An 18014-nucleotide genomic window follows, 5' to 3' on the forward strand; every position below is an offset into this window, starting at 1 on the left:
GTGGGCACCATGGACGAACTGATCAGCCCCCTCGTCGTCGCACGGCTACGGGCAGCGCTCGAGGCGGTCGCGCCCACCGGCGACTTCTCCGGTCTGGTCCGGGCCGAAGCTGCCGTGCGTGGTGCCCGCCTCCGGGAACGGGTGGACATCGTCCGCGACGCTCTGCTCGGCGACGTCCCTGCGGGGTTTCCCACCGCCGAGCGAGTCGTGCTCGACGTGCTGGACGAGCCGCGATTCGAGGGCTGGATGATCTGGCCCGTCACGGAGTTCATCGCATCGAGAGCGCTCGAATCCGCGTCGACACGGGACTTCGATGCAGCCATGTCGCTCCTGGCCCGGCTCACACAGGGGCTGACGGGCGAGTTCGCCGTCCGCGAGCTGCTGAACGCGCGCCCCGAGCGCGGCCTCGGCATCATGCAGACCTGGACGGGGCACGACAGCGAGCACGTGCGGCGACTCGCCACGGAGGGATCTCGCGCGTACCTGCCCTGGGCGAAACGGGTGCCGTGGCTGCTCGCCCATCCCCGTGCGACGCACGACATCCTGGACGCCACCTATCGCGATCCGGCCGAGTACGTGCGGCGCTCGGTCGCCAACCATCTCAACGACCTCAGCCGCGTCGATCCCTCCGTCGTCACCGAGACCGCCACGGCGTGGGCCGGCACTCCGGACGCCCATACGCCCTGGGTGCTCCGGCACGGCCTGAGGACGCTGATCAAGCGAGCCGATCCCACCGCGCTGGCACTTCTGGGGTTCACCGGGGACAGCCTGCACGTGGCCCGACCGCGCATCTCCGGCGATGTCGTTCCCTGGAACGGAGAGCTCACGTTCACGGCCGTCGTCACCAACCACGGGGAGACGGACGCCCACGTGGCGATCGACTACTCCATCGGATTCCGACGCGCCAACGGGGCCCTGAGCCCGAAGACCTTCAAGCTCGGGTCGCGACGCATCGCCGCCGGCGGCAGCGCCGTCGTCACGAAGACCCACTCCTTCCGCCCCATCACCACCCGGACGTACTACCCGGGGCCGCACCACGTCACGGTGCAGGCGAACGGGGTTCTCTCGCCACCCGCGGGGTTCGTCCTGGGAAGGGAGGGTCGGGAGGAGAACGGTGATGAGGACGCGAGTCACGTCGGTCGGAATGGTCGACGAGAGCTCCGAGGGACGGCCGATCGACGAAGGCATGAAGGGGCGAGGTCGTGAACGACGTGGCCGAGCGGGTACTGAAGACGGTGTCCTGGATTCCCAGCGGGCGAGTGATGACCTATGGCGATGTCGCGGAGGCGGCTGGCACAGGTGCGCGCGCCGTTGGTCAGATCCTGCGCAACGGCGGTCACGACGTGCCGTGGTGGCGGGTGGTGGATGCGATGGGGCGGCCGGTCGAAGGCGCGGCTCGCGAAGCCCTCGCACACTTCGTCGAGGAATCCACCCCCTTGCTGCACCGACGCGACGACGTGCGCGTGGACCTCGCGCAAGCCGCGTGGCCCATTCACGATGCCGTGCGTGATGCGTGACCCGGGTCAGGGGAGCGCTTGCAGTGCCGGAGCCATCCACGTGCAGCGATCGCGTCGCGTCTGAGGGTGCGCCGGCGAGCGCGGGCATCTGCGGTTCGTCGGCGTCCAGCTGACCCGAGGCTGGGACCGACCGTCGCTCGGCGGCAGCAGGGCCCGCGCGGCCCGGCTGCCCCGGATGCGGGGACGGTGGCGGCCGGGTCCGTCAGCCACCCGCTTCCATGGCGCGGCACCCGACCGCCTGGCCTGGCGAGGAGGGGGTGAGCACACCGTTGCCCGCGCCACGTCGGACGAGTGCCTGGTCCGGCCCGCGCTGTGGGTACAGATACTCCGTGCGATAGATTGTCTTGCAGACAGACTATCTGCCCTAGGGAGACACCATGAGCACGCTGTTCAGGCTGGATTCGAGCATCCGCACCAGGGGGTCGGTGACCCGCGCGGTTGCCGACACCCTCGAGTCGGCGATCCTCGAGGACCTCCCCGACGCGCACGTCGTCCGTCGGGACGTGGGGACCGAACCCGTCCCGGCGACGCTGTGGGGTGCGGCCGCGTACGCCGGATTCACGGCCGTCGGGGAGCGGAGCACCGAGCAGGAGGGCGCGCTCGCGGTCGCCGCGCAGCTGGCCGACGAGCTGGTGGGAGCGGATGCGTTGATCTTCGCCGTCCCGATGTACAACTTCGGCGTCTCCCAGCACTTCAAGACGTGGTTCGACCTGGTCTCGACCGATCCTCGATTCGCACCGGGGACCACGGCGCTCGCCGGCAGGCCGGCGTTCCTCGTCACCGCCCGCGGCGGAGGGTATGGACCGGGGACGCCCCGGGCGGGATGGGACCACGCCACCGGCTGGATGCGACGGGTGCTCGAGGACCTCTGGGCACTGGACCTCGACGTCATCGAGACCGAGCTCACCCTGGCCGAGGTCACGCCGGCGATGGCAGAGCTGCGCGAGATCGCGCACCGGCAGCTCGCGGAGTCCCACGAGACGGCGCGGCGGGGCGGTCGGTCGGTGACCCTGAAGCTCCGGGGTGCGGCCCCCGACGAGCATTCCTCCCTGGCGTCGTAGCCGCCGTCGCCCCGAGCCCTGGTGGTCGCACTGGCGACCACCAGGGCATCTCGGGCAGGTGACTGCCCGAGCGGATCGTCCGCTCCTTTCGAGGGAGCCGGTCGACGACCTGAGCGCAGTAGGATGTGGCCGTGTCCCCGCCCCGTGCATCCGTGAGCGAGCCGGCCACCCAGAACGACATCGGCTGGGCCCTCGGAGGGCTGCTGCGGAGCTACCGGGACGTCGTGGCGCCGGCGTTGGGGGGCTTCCCCCAGGGGCCGCGCGGCTACCAGACGGTCCTCGAGGTGCTCCAGGGAGACCGCCCCACCCAGCAGGCGCTGGCGAACCACCTGGGCATCGACCGCACGGTGATGACCTACCTCATCGACGACCTGGAGAAGGCCGGCCTGGTCGAGCGCCGCCTCAACCCGGACGATCGCCGCCAGCGGCAGGTCGTGGCCACCGATCGTGGTCGGCAGGCGGTCGAGCTCGTCTACGACAAGGTCGTGGAAGCGGAGTGCCACGTGCTCGGTGGCCTCGACCCCGACGAGCAGCAGCTCTTCCGGACGCTCCTGTGCAAGGCGGCCTCGACGGCCGGCGATCCGGCCACCGACGCCTGCCTCACCGTGCTGGACGCCTGACCAGCCTTTCACGCGACCCCGGGGCGCCCCCAGGTCAGCCGCGCTCGCGCGTGATCGCCTCACGCGCGGCGGGCGCGACCTCCTTGCCCAGCCGTTCGAGAACCGCGGGGTCATCGCCCCCGACGAGGACGGCGCTGATGCCGTGGTCGAGGGCCAGCCCGACGATGTCGTCGACCCACGCGTCGGGCGGACCGTCGAGCAGCCCGGAGCGCCTCGGCGCCATCTGCACGCGCATGACGTTGAGCAGCCGGCGGACCGCCGTCGGCGGCCGCCCCGCCTCCGCAGCCGCCGCGTCGATGCGGTCGTTCAGCTCGGGCAGCGAGTCGGCGCCCTGCGGCAGGTACTCGACGGTGGGCAGCCATCCGTCGGCCACGGCGCCGGTCAGCTCGAGCATCCTCGGCTTGTACGCGCCGACCCAGACGGAGATGTCGTGGGCCGGGGAGGGGCCGCGCCGCACGTCGTCGAGGGAGTAGTAGCGGCCCGCGTAGTTGGCGCGCCCCGGCTCCTCCTTCCAGAGCTCCCGGATGATCTCGATGCCCTCGCGCAGTGCGGTGACGCCCTGTGTCGGGGTGAGCCGTCGCCCGCCCATCGAGGCGATGCCGTCCCAGAACGCGCCGGCGCCGATGCCGAGCTCGAACCGGCCACCGCTGAGGAGGTCGAGCGAGGCCGCTGCCCTGGCCAGGACCGCGGGCGGCCGGAGCGGAAGGCTCGTCACGTTCGCGCTCACCCGGACCTTCCGGGTGCGGGCCGCGACGTAGGCGAGCAGTGTGGACGTGTCGAGGAACGAGGACTGGTAGGGGTGGTCCTGGAAGGTCACCAGGTCGAGATCGGAGCGGTCGGCAGTGACGGCCAGGTCGACCACCTGCTGCGCCGCCCGGGCCGAGGGCGTGACGAAGGCGCCGAACAGCAGATCGTGTCCGTAGTCGGTCATGCGATTGCCTCCTGTGGTGTCGCTGCCGAGGTGTCGGGGTCGATGTTGAAGTTGTCGCGGAAGAGGTTGTCCGGGTCGTATCGGCGCTTCAGGTCGCGCAGTCGCCGCAGTACCGGTGCCGGGAACGCGTCGAGGAGCCGTTCCTCGCTCCGGCCGGTCTCGAAGCTGAGGTAGAGACCGTCGACGTGTGGCCGCAGTGGCGCCCACGCGGCCTCCAGCGCGGCGTCGTCCCCACCCATGACGGTCAGCTGGAACGCCGGCTCGCGATGGCTGAACGCCGCCGCGTCCGGAGCCACGTCGGTGATGGCGCCGCCCATCGCGCGCAGCTCGAAGAAGTAGGCGACGCCGCTCTCCAGCAGCGCGGCGGCGTCGGTCGCGAACCGCGTCGTCAGGGCGGGCAGGAACGCCGAACGGGAGTGCGGCTCGCCGTACCCGTGGTGACCCTCCGGTCCGACGTCGGCGGCCTCGCCCATGACGCCGGCGTACGGCGTCATCACCACCCGCTGCCCGACCAGGTCGCCGATCTCGAGGAACGGGGTCAGCCGCTCCACGACGACGTTGGGGTCGGAGCTGTCGACGACTGCGTACAGCGTGATGCTCGACGACCCCCGCCGGGGCACACCGGTGACGAGGAAGGCCGTCGTGTCCCGCGGGGCGGTCGACGCCAGCTCGCCGTAGCGCAGCAGTGACGTCGCGATGTCCGTGGAGACGAAGGAGAGCTTCGCCCAGCCGACGTCGCCGACCTGGGCGGCCTCGAACTCGAACGACGTGACGACGCCGAAGTTGGCGCCTGCGCCGCGGACCGCCCAGAACAGGTCGGCGTTCTCCTGGCTGGTCGCCCGTACCGCGCTGCCGTCGGCGAGGACGAGTTCCACGGCCCTGAGGTAGTCGATGGTGAGGCCGTGCTTGCGGGAGAGGTAGCCGATGCCTGCCGCGGTCGCCAGCCCACCGACCCCGACGCCGCCGTAGTCCCCGGAGCCGATCGCCCACCCCAGCGGTCCGATCGCCCGGGCGATCTGCTTCCACGTCGCGCCGGGGCCGATCCTGACCAGCCGTCGCTCCCGGTCCAGGACCTCCACGGTGTTCATCCGGCTCACGTCGACGACCAGGCCGCCGGAGTTGGTCGAGCGGCCGCTGATGCCGTGTCCGGCGCTGCGGATCCCGAGCGGGAGGTGCCGATGGTGGCGCGCGAAGGCGAGCGCGTCGGCGACCTGCTCGGGGCTGCGCGGCCGCAGCACGAGACCGGGCGCGCCCGTGCGCAGGTAGGTCGACGAGACCGCCCGGTATCCCGGGTCGCCGGGCTCGACGGCCCCCTCTACCAGCGAGGGCGGTACCCCGTCGTAGTCGATGCCGGGAGCGCGTCGGGCGCGCGCCGCCAGGGAGCGGCGCGGGGTCGGGGGGGCCAGCGTGGAGAGTCGGGACAGCAGCGCGTCGAGTTCGGCCTCGGTGGACACCGGCACGACGACCGGGCCGCCCTCCGCGCCGAGGGTCGCGATTTCCGCCGGGGACGTGCCGGGTGCCACGACGGTCCAGGCGGACGGATCCGTGAGGACCCGGGCCCCGGCGAGGAGGTCCAGGCTGTCCCGGGCCTTCGCGATGACGGACGGGTAGGCCGCCGTCGCGTCGGCCGGGTCGGGTGGGTTCGCGTCGGGGAGCGCAATGCCTATCCCGATTCGTCGCGTGGCACCTGCCAGCCATGCCGCGGCGGTCCACCGGTCAAGTCCGGAGCCGTCGTCGGTCGCGGCGTCCGAGGTCAGGACCACCAGTTCGAGGCCGGCGCCCTCGGCGCGCTGCGCCATGACCGTGAGGCGCTCCGGCTGCCCGTGGGACGCCGACACGTCCAGCGCGATCCCCATCTCCACGGCCGTCACGCCCCGATCCGGACGACGGAGGCAGCGCCGGGTTCGGATCCGGCACCCGGTGAGCGCGCGCCGGGATCGTCGCGCCGAGGGCTGAGTGGCGTGCGTCCGAGTCGCTCGTCCACCGTGGTCGTGCCGAGCTCCGCCTGGACGATCGGGCGGACCTCCGTGCCGAAGAGCTCGATCGCGTGCAGGAGTTTGATGCGAGAGGTCTGTGCCGCCGCAGCCGCGAGGATCGGAGCCGCGGCCGATGCCGGGAACTCCGGGGTGTGGTGCTCGCCCACACCGAACCAGTCGAGACCGACCTGCTCCGCGAGCACGATCGACTCCACGACGTTGCGGATCGCCTGAGCCTCTGAGATGTATGCACCCGTGGCCGGGTCGCGCATCGCGTCCCCGAATGCTCCGATGCCGAGCTCCATGTCGATCCCCTCCGTCTAAGTTGCACCTGAGATAATCTGTACATCAGATGATCTATTCCGGCAGGGGTGAACGGCGATGGCACCGAGAAGCGGGGCAGAGGCGAGTCAGTTCACTGGTGGGGGTCATCGGCGCCGGGAAGGCGGGCACCGCCATCACGCGGCTCGCGCTACGGGCGGGACACCACGTGCGGCTTGCGCGCGCTGGCAGTCTCGAGGAGCTCGGCTTCATGGTCGTGGTCGTCGCGCCAGGGGCTGCGGCAGTCGCTCCGGCGGACGCCGCGGTGGGTGCCGACCTCGTCGTGCTGGCCGTTCCGCTGGCTCGACACGGGGAGCTGCCTGCGGCCACGCTGGCAGGCGCTGTGGTCGTCGACGCGATGAACTACTGGCCTGCCGTCGACGGTCGGATGCCTGACTTCGAGGGCCCCGAGTCCAGCAGCGAGGTCGTGCAGCGGTCGATCCCGGGCGCTCGTCTGGTCAAGACCCTCAACCACGTCGGCTACCGAGAGCTGGAGGACGAGGCCCGTCCGGCGGGCGCCGCAGACCGGCAGGCCATCGCCGTTGCCGGGGACGACAGCCAGGCGCGTGCAGTGGTCGCGGAGTTCGTCCGGAGCCTCGGCTTCGACGCGATCGACCTGGGCGCGCTGCCCCTCGGGCGGCTCCTGGAGCCCGGCGGGTCGGTCTTCGGGCGCCCCATCGACGACTCCGCGGCGCGACAGCTGGCCGAGGAGGCCGCCGGCCTACGGCCCCGACACCGCAGGTCAGACGGGGCCCGGTGACTGAGTCACTCAGGGAGTTGCCACCGCACCCGCGCCCTCATCGACAGCTACCGCTTCGCGATGGACGGCGATTCCGTCACGGAGCTCGTCATCGCGCCGCGACGACCCTGCCCCCGTCGTCGCGGCGCGACGACCGTGCCCTCGTCGTCGGCGTGGCTCGGACGGGCCTCGGCCCGAGTGGCAGAGGAGCAGGTCGACCACCGGTCATGTGACGGATGTGCGAGGCCCGGCGCCCGGCGAGCATCCCGGCATGGCTCCAGACCAGGAAGACCCGGCCACGCCATCGCAGAGCAAGGAGCCCGCCTCGCTCATCGCCGTCTGCCAGCTGGCCGCGGAGCGACGGCACTTTCGCGACTGCGACGACCGCCTCGTCCCGGCTGCACGTATCCCGGCCGCCCGAAGGGGAGTCCCGGTCGGGAAGGACGAGACGAGGCAGTGACCACCGGCGGGCGGTCACGCGCGCCTCGCCGTACCGGAGCCGGAGACGTCGTCCCGGAACTCCACCCGGCATGTCCCGCCGCACATGTGCCGTCGTCGAGGGGGATCGCGGCTCGCGCAGCCGGACGGTGGTGGGCGTTGATGGGATACCTGCGCCCTCGGCGCACCCGCTCGGACTGTCCGCTGAACGCGTCCCGAGGCCCCCGGAACTCGAGCCACGCACGTGAGCAAGCCCTTGGGGCGGCATGGTCAGGCGGACCTCTCAAGGGTCGGGTAGTCGGTGTAGCCGGCTCTGCCGCCGCCGTAGATGAGTTCGGGTCGCAGCGGGTTGAGGTCGGCGCCGATGGCGAGGCGAACCGGCAGGTCGGGATTGGCGATGAAGGACTTGCCGAAGGCGACGGCGTCGGCCCATCCGTTCCGGAGCACGCGCTCAGCCTTGGCGGCGTCGTAGCCGCCTGCGGCGATGATGACGCCGCTGAAGGCTTCGCGGAGCTTGATGCGGAAGTCGTCGTCGAGAACGGGTCCTTCGGCCCAGTCGGGTTCGCTCAGGTGGAGGTAACCGACGTTGCGCTCGTTGAGCCGTTCGGCGATGTAGAGGCCCATCTCGTGCCCGTCGGCGTCGTCGAGGCCGCCGAACTTGATGAGCGGTGAGATGCGCACGCCGACGTGGGCGGCGTCCCAGGCGTCGATGACGGCGTCGACGACCTCCAGAGGGAAGCGGGCCCGATTCTCCAGCGAGCCGCCGTACTCGTCGGTTCGCAGGTTGCTGCTGGACGACATGAACTGTTGGAGGAGGTAACCGTTGGCGCCGTGGATCTCCACCATGTCGAACTCGGCGTCGCGGGCGTTGCGTGTTGCTCGGCGGTAGTCCTCGACGATGCGGGAGAGCTCCTCGGGCCGAAGCTCGCGGGGGGTCGGGCAGGGGACACTGACGAGATTGCCGTCGGTGTCGGTGATGGTGGTGGTGCCATCGAACGGCAGGGCGCTGGCCGAGACTCCTGGGCCGCCGTTCTGCAGGTCGGGGTGGGTGACCCGCCCGACGTGCCACAGCTGGGCAGCGATCTTGCCGCCGCTGCCGTGCACGGCGTCGGTGACGCGGTGCCAGGCGGCGACCTGCTCGGCGGAGTAGATCCCCGGCGTGGCGAAGTAGCCCTTCCCCTCGGGGCTGATCTGGGTGCCCTCGGTGACGATGAGGCCGGCGCCTGCGCGCTGGGTGTAGTACTCGGCCATGAGCTCCGTGGCGGTGTCGCCGGGCTGGCCGGCGCGCATCCGGGTCATCGGTGCCATGAAGATCCGGTTGGGGGCCGTGAAGGCCGGCAGGGACAGTGGGTCGTGCAGGGTCGACATGCTGCTGCTCCTTGAAAATTTCGGTGACGCAGTTGCGTCGGGGACTCATTCGGTGGCCGTCGAACTGGTGGGTTCGCGATCGCACGGGCCGTACAGGTGGCTGTCACGGCGGCACGCGTGAACGCACAGTGGTCGCGGCGGGCAGGGCAGGTGAAGACCGCGGTTCCGTGGTCGGTGGTGATCGTCGCCGTCATGTTCTCCACGCCGGCCCGGCGGCGGGATGCCGTGGGCGCGCCGACAAGGCTCGCCCGTACCGGTGTGGCCAGCACTCCCGCTCCGGCGGGTCAGGAGCGGATGAACTCGAGCAAGTCGGCGTTGATCGTCTCGGCCTCTGTCGTCGGCATGCCGTGCGAGAAGCCGGCGTAGGTCTTCAGCGTGGCGTTCTGCAGGAGCTCCGCGGACAGCGGCGCCGAATCCGCGTAGGGCACGATCTGGTCGTCGTCCCCGTGCATCACCAGGACCGGAACCGCGATCTTCTTCAGGTCGTCGGTGAAGTCGGTCTGGGAGAAGGCGACGACGCCGTCGTAGTGGGCCTTCGCACTGCCCGTCATCCCCTGGCGCCACCAGTTCTGGATGATTGCCTCGGACGGCTCGGCGCCCGGCCGGTTGAAGCCGTAGAAGGGCCCCGACGGCAGGTCGCGGTAGAACGTCGTCCGGTTGGTGGCGACCTGGGTCTGGATGTCGTCGAAGACGCTCTTCGGCAGGCCGCCGGGATTGGCGTCGGTCTTGACCATGAGCGGCGGTACGGCACTGATGAGCACGGCCTTCGCGACGCGGTCCTCACCGTGCCGGCCGAGGTAGCGCGCGACCTCGCCGCCACCGGTCGAGTGGCCGACGTGCACAGCGTCGTGCAGGTCGAGGTGCGCCGTCAGCGCGGCCAGGTCGTCGGCGTAGTGGTCCATGTCGTGTCCCTCGCTGACCTGCGCGGAGCGGCCGTGCCCCCGCCGGTCGTGCGCGATGACCCGGTAGCCCTGAGCCAGGAAGAACATCAGTTGCGCGTCCCAGTCGTCGGACGACAGGGGCCAGCCGTGGCTGAAGACGATCGGCTGACCGGTCCCCCAGTCCTTGTAGAAGATCTCGGTTCCGTCGTCGGTGGTGATCGTGCCCATGGCGGAGGCTCCTCGTGTGCGTCTGGTCCGCCGGACGGGATGACTCCGGCGGGAGATGAGGGGTACGACGCTCGACGAGGGCTGGCAGCTCCGCATCCGTCATATGACCGATCCGGTGCTGTTCCTGGTCGTGAGGAACGACGAACTCGCCGGGAGGAGTGGCCCTGCAGTCGACGCCTGCCGGGCGACCGAATCGGGTCGCCAGTAGGGCACCGTCGTCTTCGGGGGAGGCGTCGAAGACCGGTCATCTGACGGATGTGCGTGTCCTTGCGCCCGGCGAGCATTCGGGACATGACATCGCCCGAGGACCACCCCTCCACGACGTCGTCGAGCAGTGAACCGGCCTCGCTGGTCGCCGTCCGCCAGCTGGCTGCGGAACGACGGCAGTTGCGCGACGGCGACCACCGCCTCGTCTCGGCCGCCCGGATCAGGGCCGCCCGACGGCGAGACGCGCTCGGGCAGGACGACGCCGCACGGTGACCCACGCGCTCGGGAGCGACCGACACTGAACCGCATGGAGGGCTGGGGCGACGTGCGGCGCCTGGAGCCGACCGCGGCGGCCCCGGCGGCCGACCTGGGCGCCTGCCCCTTCGCGCGTGTCCGCCTGCAGCCGGTCCACGGGGCTGGCTGCGGCGGTGCCGGCGGGTGGAGGAGTCCCGGGCTCCGCTGCGGGCCGCCCGGGACACCTTCGACGCCCCGGGCGCCGCTGCGTGGGGCGACCGGCGCGCCACGAACTGCGCGCCTCCGCGGAGCAGAGCAGGCGGCGCACCCCGGAGGCGCGCGAGCAGCCGAGCCTGCAGGGACTGCTGATCGCGCAACTCGCCGCGGACGACCCGACCAACCGGGAGATCGGCGCGCGGCTGTACCTCTCGCACCGGACGGTCGGCACGCACCTGCACCGGATCTTCCCGAGGCTGGGGATCACCTCCCGTGTGGCCCTGCGCGCAGCGATCGGCCCGTGACCGGCCGATCCACCGTCGGCGCGAGGGTCATCTGACGTACGCGAGAGGGGGGCATCGCTTCCTACGGTCGTTCCATCAGCGCTGACGCGACCGTCCCGGTCGTCCCGGTCGCTGCGGATCGAGAGGAACGATGATGACCATCGACACCGACACGGGCACGACGGCCCAGGAAAAGCCCACCGTGGTGCTCGTGCACGGCGCGTTCGCCGAGTCCGCGAGCTGGAACGGGGTGATCGAGCAGCTCAGGAGCGACGGCTACCCGGTCATCGCCGCGGCCAACCCGCTCCGGGGCCTGCGCTACGACGCCCTGCAGTTGCGCAGCATCCTGGACCAGGTGAGCGGCCCGATCGTGCTGGCCGGGCACTCCTACGGCGGCTCGGTGATGAGCGTGGCTGCGGACGGACACCCCGGCGTGCGGGCGCTCGTCTACGTGGGCAGCTTCCTGCTGGAGGAAGGGGAGAGCACCGGTGAGCTGGCCGGGAAGTTCCCAGGCAACGAACTGGGGTCCGCGCTGGACCCCGTTCCCGTCCCCGACGGGAACGGCGGCACGGTGACCGACCTGTACATCCAGCCGGACAAGTTCCGGCAGGTGTTCGCCGCAGATGTCCCGCCGGCGGTCGTCGAGCTGATGGTCGCGACGCAGCGGCCCATCACCAGCGAGGCGCTGGAGGAGAAGGCGACGGCGGCGGCCTGGCGGACGATCCCGTCCTGGACCCTGGTCACGCGGCAGGACCTCGCGGTTCCCGCCGAGGCGCAGATCTTCATGGCCCAGCGGGCGCGGTCCACCCCCGTCGAGGTCGACGCCTCCCACGCCGTCGCCGTGTCCCGGCCCGGGGCGGTCGCCGACCTGATCGTCGAGGCCGCCCGCGCGACAGCCGGCTGAGGCTGACGACCGCGCGGGCACGCTCCGTGACGCTCCGCGATCACGGAGCGTGCCCGCGGCGCCTCTGTTCCGTCGAGGGAGCCGGTCGACCTCGCGCCGCCCTGCCATGGGCAGGTGCCTCCGTCGCCTTCTCGGGACGGGACGGCCTGGTCACCTGGACGGTGACACCGTCCGCCCCGGTCACGGGCCGCTACGAGCGGCCGGGTCATGCGGACAGTGCCACCGTCGGTGGTGTGCGGGCAGCGCGCAGGGCCGGGTAGAGCCCGGCGACGGCGCCGATGCCCAGGGTCGCGGCCACGCCGACGACGGGGACCCCGGGCGGCACCACGGGGAGCCATCCGTTGGCCACGGCCACCACCGCGGTGACCGTGCTCCCGATCCCCGCCCCTGCGACGCCACCCAGAGCCGACAGCAGGAGCGCCTCGCTGAGGAACTGGGCGGCGATGTGCCGGCGGGTGGCGCCGAGCGCACGGCGCAGACCGATCTCCCGGCGCCGCTCGATGACCGAGATGATCATGGTGTTGGCCACCCCGATCCCGCCCACGACGAGCGCGATCGCGCCCAGGCCCAGCAGGAGCCCGGTGAAGGCCTCGTCGGCGGCAGCGCGCGCGGCGAGGGCGTCGGAGGGGCGGGAGACCGCGACCGCGCTGGGCCGGGCGGGCTGCAGGGACGGGGGGATGAGACGGGCGACTGCGGCGACCGTTGCGTCCGTGGAACGCTCGTACAACCGGGTCGGCGTCCCGGTGTAGCCGAGTTCGGACGTCGCGACCGGCATTCCCACCAGGGCGGCGACGTCGAGCTCGGGGGCCAGCTGCACCGGACCGAGGATGCCGAGCACGGTCGTGTTCCGGCCGCCCAGCCACACCTGCCGTCCCACCTCGGTGATCCCCAGCCGCCGCGCTGCCGTGGCGCCCAGGACCGTGGTGGGGAAGCGGGCGGAGGCCTCGTCCAGCCAGCGACCGGTCCGCACGTGCCCCCCGACGACGTCCAGCAGGTCCAGCTCGGTGGCGGTGACCGTCAGGCCACCGGTCAGCCCGGCGTCGACCGCCTTGCTGCGGTAGACGGCGACGTCGCCGAGGTCGGCGGTGGTCGTGGCCGCGGTGACCCCGGCGATCCGCTCGACGCGGGCTGCCGCGTCGGCCGGGAGCGACGGGAACTCGATCCCGCCGGGGGAGTCGGCCACGCCGGCGGTGAGCAGATTGGTGCCCAGCGCCGCCAGTTGCCGGTCCAGGCGTGCCTGGCTGGAGGCGGACAGGCCCACCACGGCGACCATGGCGCCGATCCCGATGGCGATGCCGAGCGCGGAGAGCACGGCGCGCACCGGACGGGCACGAAGGCCTGCCGAGCCCAGGTGCACGAGATCCCCCGCGCGCAGCCGGGAGGCAGGGGAGCCGGGTCGCCTGCGCCCGTCGGCGGGGGTCACCGGGCTTCCCGTCCGTCGCGGCCGGCGGCCATCGGGGACCCGGAGTCGGCCACGACCCGGCCGTCGGCGATGGACACCTGCCGGGGCAGGCGGGCCGCGAGTCGCTGGTCATGGGTGATGACGACGACCGTCGTCCCGGTCCGGTGCAGCTCGTGCAGCAGTTCCACGATGCTGCCGCCGGAGCGGGAGTCGAGGTTCCCGGTCGGCTCGTCGGCCAGCAGCAGCGGTGGCCTCCCGACGACGGCGCGAGCGATCGCGACGCGCTGCCGCTCGCCCCCGGACAGTTGGGAGGGCAGGTGGTCCAGTCGGTGCCCGAGCCCCACTCCGGCCAGCGCGGCACGGGCCCGCTCCCGGCGAACGCGGCGAGGCACGCCGGTGTAGAGCAGCCCATCCGCGACGGCGTCCACGGCGCTCACCCCCTCGGCGAGATGGAACTGCTGGAACACGAACCCGATCCGGAAGGCCCGCAGGGCCGAGAGGCCCGCGTCGGACAGCCCGCCGATGTCGACACCGTCGACGAAGACCCGGCCGGAGGTGGGGTGGTCGAGGGTGCCCATGACGTTGAGCAGGGTGGACTTGCCCGACCCGCTGGGGCCGACCACGGCGACGAACTCGCCCGCCTCCACGGCGAGGGTGATCCCGTCCAGCGCTCGCGCGGGGGGCGTTCCGTAGCTCCGGGTGACGTCGTCGAGGCGGAGGACGGCGCTCATCGGGTCGGCACCACGACGTGGAGACCCTCGCGGATGCCGTCGCCGGAGACCTGGACGCGTCCGGAGGCGAATGCGCCGACGGTGACCGGGACGACGGTCGTCGGGTCACCGGCCCGCCGGCCGGGCACCTCGACGCCGAAGGTGGTCTCGTCGACGGCGACGAGCGCCTCGACCGGGACGGTCAGGACGTCCTCGCCGAGGGTGCTGGTGAACCGGACGAGCACGTTCGCCAGGGAGAAGGCCGCCGCGCCGGTCTGGTCGTCCAGGTCCAGGGCGACCGGCACCACGATCCTCGTGCTCGTCCCGTCGGCCGAGGGCCGCTCCACGGTCTCACCCACGCTGCGCACGGTGGCGGGAAGCTCGGTCCCGTCGGGCAGCACGACCGTGACCGCGGCGCCGACGACGGCGAGGCGCCGGTCGTCCAGCCCGAGGTCGGCATCGACGACCTTGTCGGTGCCCGATGTGGTGAACAGCTCCGTGCCGGGGGACACCTCCGCGCCGAGCCGGCTGGTGAGCGCCGCCACGCGGACGGGCTGGTCGGAGACCAGCACCGCCGACCGCTCGACCACGCCGGTGCGCTCGACGCCCAGGACCTTCTGCCAGGCCCGGACCGCGGAGGCCGTGGCATCGGTGAAGCGTGCGTCGGGTGCGCCGGTGAAGTGGCCGAACGCCACCAGGTTCTGCTCCAGTTGCCGAACGTCCTCGCCGTCGGTCACCCCGGTCCGCAAGGCCCGCCAGGCCGGCATCTGCCCGATGAGGAGGACGACCGGCCGGGTGTCGACGGTGTAGAGCGGATCGCCGGCGGAGATCGTCGTGCCGACGGCCGGGAGCATCGTGACCACGCCGGCCGATCCGGAGGTGACAGGCCGCCCGGCCGGGAAGCGCAGGATTCCACGCACCTCGGTCTCGGCCACCATCGTCCCGACGGTCACCGGGACGGTCGCCGGTCGGGTGGAGGGCGCTGCCGCGGCGTCCCCCCGCACTTCCTGCTGGGCCCAGACGCCGACGCCGGCAAGCGCGGCGACCAGCAACCCGCCGGCCGCCACCGCCCGCCACCGCCGACGCGCGGGGCCTGGCGGATCGGCCACCGCTCCGGAGCACACCGTCGCGGCGGGCTCGACCGACTCCGGCCGTTGCACCTCCCCGGGCGCTGACTGCGTGGCCTCACCCGTCGGGCACGCCGCTGTCCGGGGCGTCATTCGGCCGGCGTCGTGCAGTCGGCGAAGTCGGCGTCGGGCACGCCGTTCAGGGCCAGTGGAGCCCCGACCTCGGGATCGGAGACGTCGTGGCCGAGCTCGCGCAGGCACTCGGCCAGGGCGAGCCCGGCCTCGTGCATCGCGCGCAACTCCTCGTCGCTGAAGTCGCGCGTCGGTGGTTCGCCGATCTCGGCCATGCACTCCGCGGCCGCGGCCTGGATCTCCGGGCCGCTCTCCTGGATCCCGACACCCGGGACCGGATCCTTCACGTCCAGTCCTCGGCTGCGCAGGCACTGGGCCATCTCCAGGTCGTAGGCATCCCGCTCGGCGGACGCACCGCCGGTGGACGATCCGCTGCCTCCCCCGGCCGATGCCGACGATCCGACGGGGGAGCCGGTCGGTGAGGCAGTGGTGCCGCAGGCGGCCAACGCCAAGGTCAGCGCCGGTGCGGCGAGCAACGCCGCCGATGTCCGACGACGCAACGGGGTGGAACGGAGAGCGAGCACGGTGGTCCTCCTGGGTCAGTGGCAGTTGCCGCGGTAGCGACGCCATCGACCCAACCGGCCGGCCCGTTGCGCGCGCGTTCGCGAAAACAGATACGTCCACGACAGGTGGGCGCGGGCATGTCGTGCGCGTATGCGGAATCGGAGACGCCCTGGCAACCGCCGCTGGACTGCACTGCATTCGTCCACCAGTTCGCACGTCCGCGCCGGCACCGTCCGGCGGGGAGGAGCTCCACCATGAGGATCACCAGCCGACCACCTGCCATCGCGGCGAGACGGGCTGCCCGAGCGTCCGTCGCCGCCCGGTCGGCACCGTGGCGACCGCGCCTGTCGGTGCTCTCTGCGGTCGCCGTCGTGCTCGCCGTCGCCGCCATCACGCTCGGCCCGGCCGAGGTCGTCGCCGACGCTCGCCGGACCGTGATGGCCGGGGTCGAGGCTCTGACCGCGCCGTTGCCGGGCACCGTGCACCGGGCACAGGTCGAGGCGGTGGCGAACGTGCTGCTCTTCGTCCCCGTGGGTGCGTTGGCCGCCCTGGCCTTCCGGCGCTCGGGTCCGGTGCTGCCGCTTGCGCTCGCGGCCGCGACGTCGGTGCTGATCGAGCTGGCGCAGACCGCGCTGCCCGGCCGCGTGCCCGACCTGGTCGACGTGGCCGCCAACACCGCCGGCGCGTCCGTGGGCGTCGTGCTCGTCACCGTGCGCCTGGCCGTCTCTCGCGGGGACGGGCGCCGGCCGCGGCGCGGGCTGCGCCTCGCACTGCTCGCCACCCCCGCCGTGATCGCGGGCCTGGCCGGGTGCTCGCAGACCGCACCGGAGGGGGCCGCCGACGCGCCGGCACCGAGCACGTCGCACGGGGGCCCACGGACCGTGGAGGACGGCCACGTCGCCGACGGCGAGGAGCTGTCACCCTTCGCCGACGTCCCGGCCATCACCAACCTGGACAGCGCGCTGCGCACGGCGGTGCAGGACGCGGCCCGGGACGCGACGGCCGACGGGGTGGACTTCCACGTGTCCAGCGGGTGGCGCAGCGCCGCCTACCAGCAGGCGCTCTTCGAGGACGCGGTAGCCGAGCACGGCAGCCCCGCGGCGGCCCGAAAGTGGGTGCTCGGTCCCGACGAGTCATCCCACGTCACGGGCGATGCGGTCGACATCGGTCCCGTGGACGCGATGAGCTGGCTGTCCCAGCACGGGTCGGACTACGGCTTGTGCCAGACCTACGGCAACGAGATGTGGCACTTCGAGCTGGCCGTCCAGCGCGGGGGCCAGTGTCCCGCGCCGGCCGACGACCCCCGCACCGGCTGACCGCATGACGTCTGCCCGCGAACCGGCCAGCGTGGTGGCGGCACGGCAGCTGGCCGCCGAGGCCCACGAGCGCCGCCGGATGCTCTCCCGGTCCGCCCCCTCCCGCGCCGATACCGCGCGGATACGGCGAGCTTCCCACCTTCGTCCCGTGCGGGTGCTGATCGCCGGGGACGAGCCCTTCCTGGCTGATGCCATCCGGGACGGCCTGCGCCTGGAGGTCATCGCCGCCGACGTGGTGCAGGACGGGGGCAGCACCCTGGAGAACTCGGCCGTCAACAGCTACGACGTCGTCGTGCTGGCCCGCGACCTGCCCGGCACCTCAGGGGGCGAGGTCGCCCGCCGGATGGTCGCCGACGGCCGACGGAGCCGCATCCTCGTGCTGACCGCGGCCGACCGGCTGGAGGAGGCGGTGGCCGGCTTCGGGCTCGGCGCCGACGGCTACCTCACCAAGCCCTTCGCGATGCCCCGACTGCTGGTGCGGCTGCGCGCGCTCGGGCGCCGTCGGGTCGACGGCGCACCCCCGGTGGTGGAGTTCGCCGGCCTGACCCTTCGCCAACGCCGTACGGATCACCGTTTCCTCCTTGCGCAAGCGCCTGGGCGACCCGTGGCTCATCCACACCGTTCCCGGCAGCGGCTACCGGGTGGGGGCGCCGACGAACGGCCTCGACACGAACGGCGCCGGCCGCCGGTGAGTGCCCGGCTGCGGCTGACCCTCAGCGACGCAGGCTTCCTGCTCGTGGCCGGACCGGCTCGGGTGGCGGTGCTGGTCTCGGTCGTCCGGTTCGTGCTCGCAGGGGTCGCCGCCGCGATCTTCGTCCTCCGGGTGCTCGCCCTGCAGCGCCACTGGCGGGGGGGGGGGGGGGGGGGGGGGGGGGGGGGGGGGGGGGGGGGGGGGGGGGGGGGGGGGGGGGGGGGGGGGGGCGCGGTGGCCGGCGCCTCCGCCAGGCCCCCCGGCCCG

General features: G+C 72.7%; 20 protein-coding genes. 11 read left to right on the plus strand and 9 right to left on the minus strand.

The genetic code is table 11. The features are described 5' to 3' along the window. From ACI793_RS18280 to ACI793_RS18295, 4 genes are all read left to right on the plus strand, one after another. Nucleotides 1-1206 (plus strand): hypothetical protein, encoded by a 1206-nt coding sequence (locus tag ACI793_RS18280; protein WP_456607802.1) that lies wholly within the window; start codon nt 1-3, stop codon nt 1204-1206. Next, complete coding sequence (locus ACI793_RS18285; protein ID WP_456607803.1) at nt 1203-1517, plus strand: MGMT family protein; 315 nt, start codon at nt 1203-1205, stop codon at nt 1515-1517. The genes ACI793_RS18280 and ACI793_RS18285 overlap by 4 nt, the downstream gene beginning before the upstream one ends. Before the next feature lie 377 nt (nt 1518-1894). Further along, entirely contained in the window at nt 1895-2578 is a 684-nt protein-coding gene (locus ACI793_RS18290) for an FMN-dependent NADH-azoreductase (protein WP_456607804.1), read from the plus strand. A 131-nt stretch (nt 2579-2709) separates the two neighbouring features. Beyond that, the gene (locus ACI793_RS18295) at nt 2710-3198 is read left to right on the plus strand and encodes a MarR family winged helix-turn-helix transcriptional regulator (RefSeq protein WP_456607805.1); all 489 of its coding nucleotides are present in this window, start codon (nt 2710-2712) and stop codon (nt 3196-3198) included. Nucleotides 3199-3232: 34 nt separating this feature from the next. Here ACI793_RS18295 and ACI793_RS18300 read toward each other — a convergent pair whose 3' ends face one another. Genes ACI793_RS18300 through ACI793_RS18310 form a run of 3 tightly spaced genes read right to left on the minus strand, consistent with a single transcriptional unit; the run spans nt 3233 to nt 6377 of the window. After that, the gene (locus tag ACI793_RS18300; protein ID WP_456607806.1) at nt 3233-4129 is read right to left on the minus strand and encodes an LLM class flavin-dependent oxidoreductase; all 897 of its coding nucleotides are present in this window, start codon (nt 4127-4129) and stop codon (nt 3233-3235) included. Next, nucleotides 4126-6000, minus strand: a complete 1875-nt coding sequence (locus tag ACI793_RS18305) for an FAD-binding protein (RefSeq protein ID WP_456607807.1) — start codon at nt 5998-6000, stop codon at nt 4126-4128. Before ACI793_RS18305 ends, ACI793_RS18300 begins: the two co-directional genes overlap by 4 nt. Next, nucleotides 5997-6377, minus strand: a complete 381-nt coding sequence (locus ACI793_RS18310; RefSeq protein WP_456607808.1) for an LLM class flavin-dependent oxidoreductase — start codon at nt 6375-6377, stop codon at nt 5997-5999. Before ACI793_RS18310 ends, ACI793_RS18305 begins: the two co-directional genes overlap by 4 nt. Nucleotides 6378-6457: 80 nt before the next feature. Between ACI793_RS18310 and ACI793_RS18315 the strand changes: the two genes are divergently transcribed. Beyond that, on the plus strand, nt 6458-7186 hold the full coding sequence (locus ACI793_RS18315; RefSeq protein ID WP_456607809.1) for an NADPH-dependent F420 reductase: 729 nt from the start codon (nt 6458-6460) through the stop codon (nt 7184-7186). A gap of 687 nt (nt 7187-7873) precedes the next feature. Here the strand turns inward: ACI793_RS18315 and ACI793_RS18320 are convergent. Both ACI793_RS18320 and ACI793_RS18325 read right to left on the minus strand, forming a co-directional pair. Next, on the minus strand, nt 7874-8971 hold the full coding sequence (locus ACI793_RS18320; RefSeq protein ID WP_456607810.1) for an alkene reductase: 1098 nt from the start codon (nt 8969-8971) through the stop codon (nt 7874-7876). 284 nt (nt 8972-9255) lie between these two features. After that, on the minus strand, nt 9256-10080 hold the full coding sequence (locus ACI793_RS18325) for an alpha/beta fold hydrolase (protein ID WP_456607811.1): 825 nt from the start codon (nt 10078-10080) through the stop codon (nt 9256-9258). A gap of 291 nt (nt 10081-10371) precedes the next feature. On the opposite strand from ACI793_RS18325, the gene ACI793_RS18330 reads away from it, so the two are divergent. The 3 genes from ACI793_RS18330 to ACI793_RS18340 all read left to right on the plus strand — a co-directional run bounded on the left by ACI793_RS18330 (nt 10372) and on the right by ACI793_RS18340 (nt 11925). Beyond that, nucleotides 10372-10560 (plus strand): hypothetical protein, encoded by a 189-nt coding sequence (locus tag ACI793_RS18330; RefSeq protein WP_456607812.1) that lies wholly within the window; start codon nt 10372-10374, stop codon nt 10558-10560. A gap of 230 nt (nt 10561-10790) precedes the next feature. Continuing rightward, entirely contained in the window at nt 10791-11042 is a 252-nt protein-coding gene (locus ACI793_RS18335) for a helix-turn-helix domain-containing protein (RefSeq protein ID WP_456607813.1), read from the plus strand. A gap of 133 nt (nt 11043-11175) precedes the next feature. Continuing rightward, on the plus strand, nt 11176-11925 hold the full coding sequence (locus ACI793_RS18340) for an alpha/beta fold hydrolase (protein ID WP_456607814.1): 750 nt from the start codon (nt 11176-11178) through the stop codon (nt 11923-11925). 205 nt (nt 11926-12130) lie between these two features. On the opposite strand, the gene ACI793_RS18345 is transcribed toward ACI793_RS18340, so the two are convergent. The 4 genes from ACI793_RS18345 to ACI793_RS18360 all read right to left on the minus strand — a co-directional run bounded on the left by ACI793_RS18345 (nt 12131) and on the right by ACI793_RS18360 (nt 15523). After that, nucleotides 12131-13348: an ABC transporter permease gene (locus ACI793_RS18345; RefSeq protein WP_456607815.1), complete on the minus strand. Its 1218-nt coding sequence runs from the start codon at nt 13346-13348 to the stop codon at nt 12131-12133. After that, nucleotides 13345-14058 (minus strand): ABC transporter ATP-binding protein, encoded by a 714-nt coding sequence (locus ACI793_RS18350; protein ID WP_456607816.1) that lies wholly within the window; start codon nt 14056-14058, stop codon nt 13345-13347. The genes ACI793_RS18345 and ACI793_RS18350 overlap by 4 nt, the downstream gene beginning before the upstream one ends. Beyond that, nucleotides 14055-15146: a peptidoglycan-binding domain-containing protein gene (locus ACI793_RS18355; protein WP_456607817.1), complete on the minus strand. Its 1092-nt coding sequence runs from the start codon at nt 15144-15146 to the stop codon at nt 14055-14057. The genes ACI793_RS18350 and ACI793_RS18355 overlap by 4 nt, the downstream gene beginning before the upstream one ends. Nucleotides 15147-15253: 107 nt before the next feature. Beyond that, nucleotides 15254-15523: a hypothetical protein gene (locus tag ACI793_RS18360; protein ID WP_456607818.1), complete on the minus strand. Its 270-nt coding sequence runs from the start codon at nt 15521-15523 to the stop codon at nt 15254-15256. A 73-nt stretch (nt 15524-15596) separates the two neighbouring features. Here ACI793_RS18360 and ACI793_RS18365 point away from each other — a divergent pair, with 73 nt between their 5' ends. The 3 genes from ACI793_RS18365 to ACI793_RS18375 form a co-directional block, all read left to right on the plus strand. Further along, entirely contained in the window at nt 15597-15797 is a 201-nt protein-coding gene (locus ACI793_RS18365) for a hypothetical protein (protein ID WP_456607819.1), read from the plus strand. Between the two features lie 293 nt (nt 15798-16090). Beyond that, nucleotides 16091-17056 (plus strand): VanZ family protein, encoded by a 966-nt coding sequence (locus ACI793_RS18370; protein ID WP_456607820.1) that lies wholly within the window; start codon nt 16091-16093, stop codon nt 17054-17056. A gap of 148 nt (nt 17057-17204) precedes the next feature. Beyond that, nucleotides 17205-18014 (plus strand): response regulator transcription factor (locus tag ACI793_RS18375; RefSeq protein WP_456607821.1); only part of this gene is annotated, 810 nt, incomplete at its 3' end.

It is taken from the genome of Blastococcus sp. SYSU DS0617, assembly GCF_054051075.1.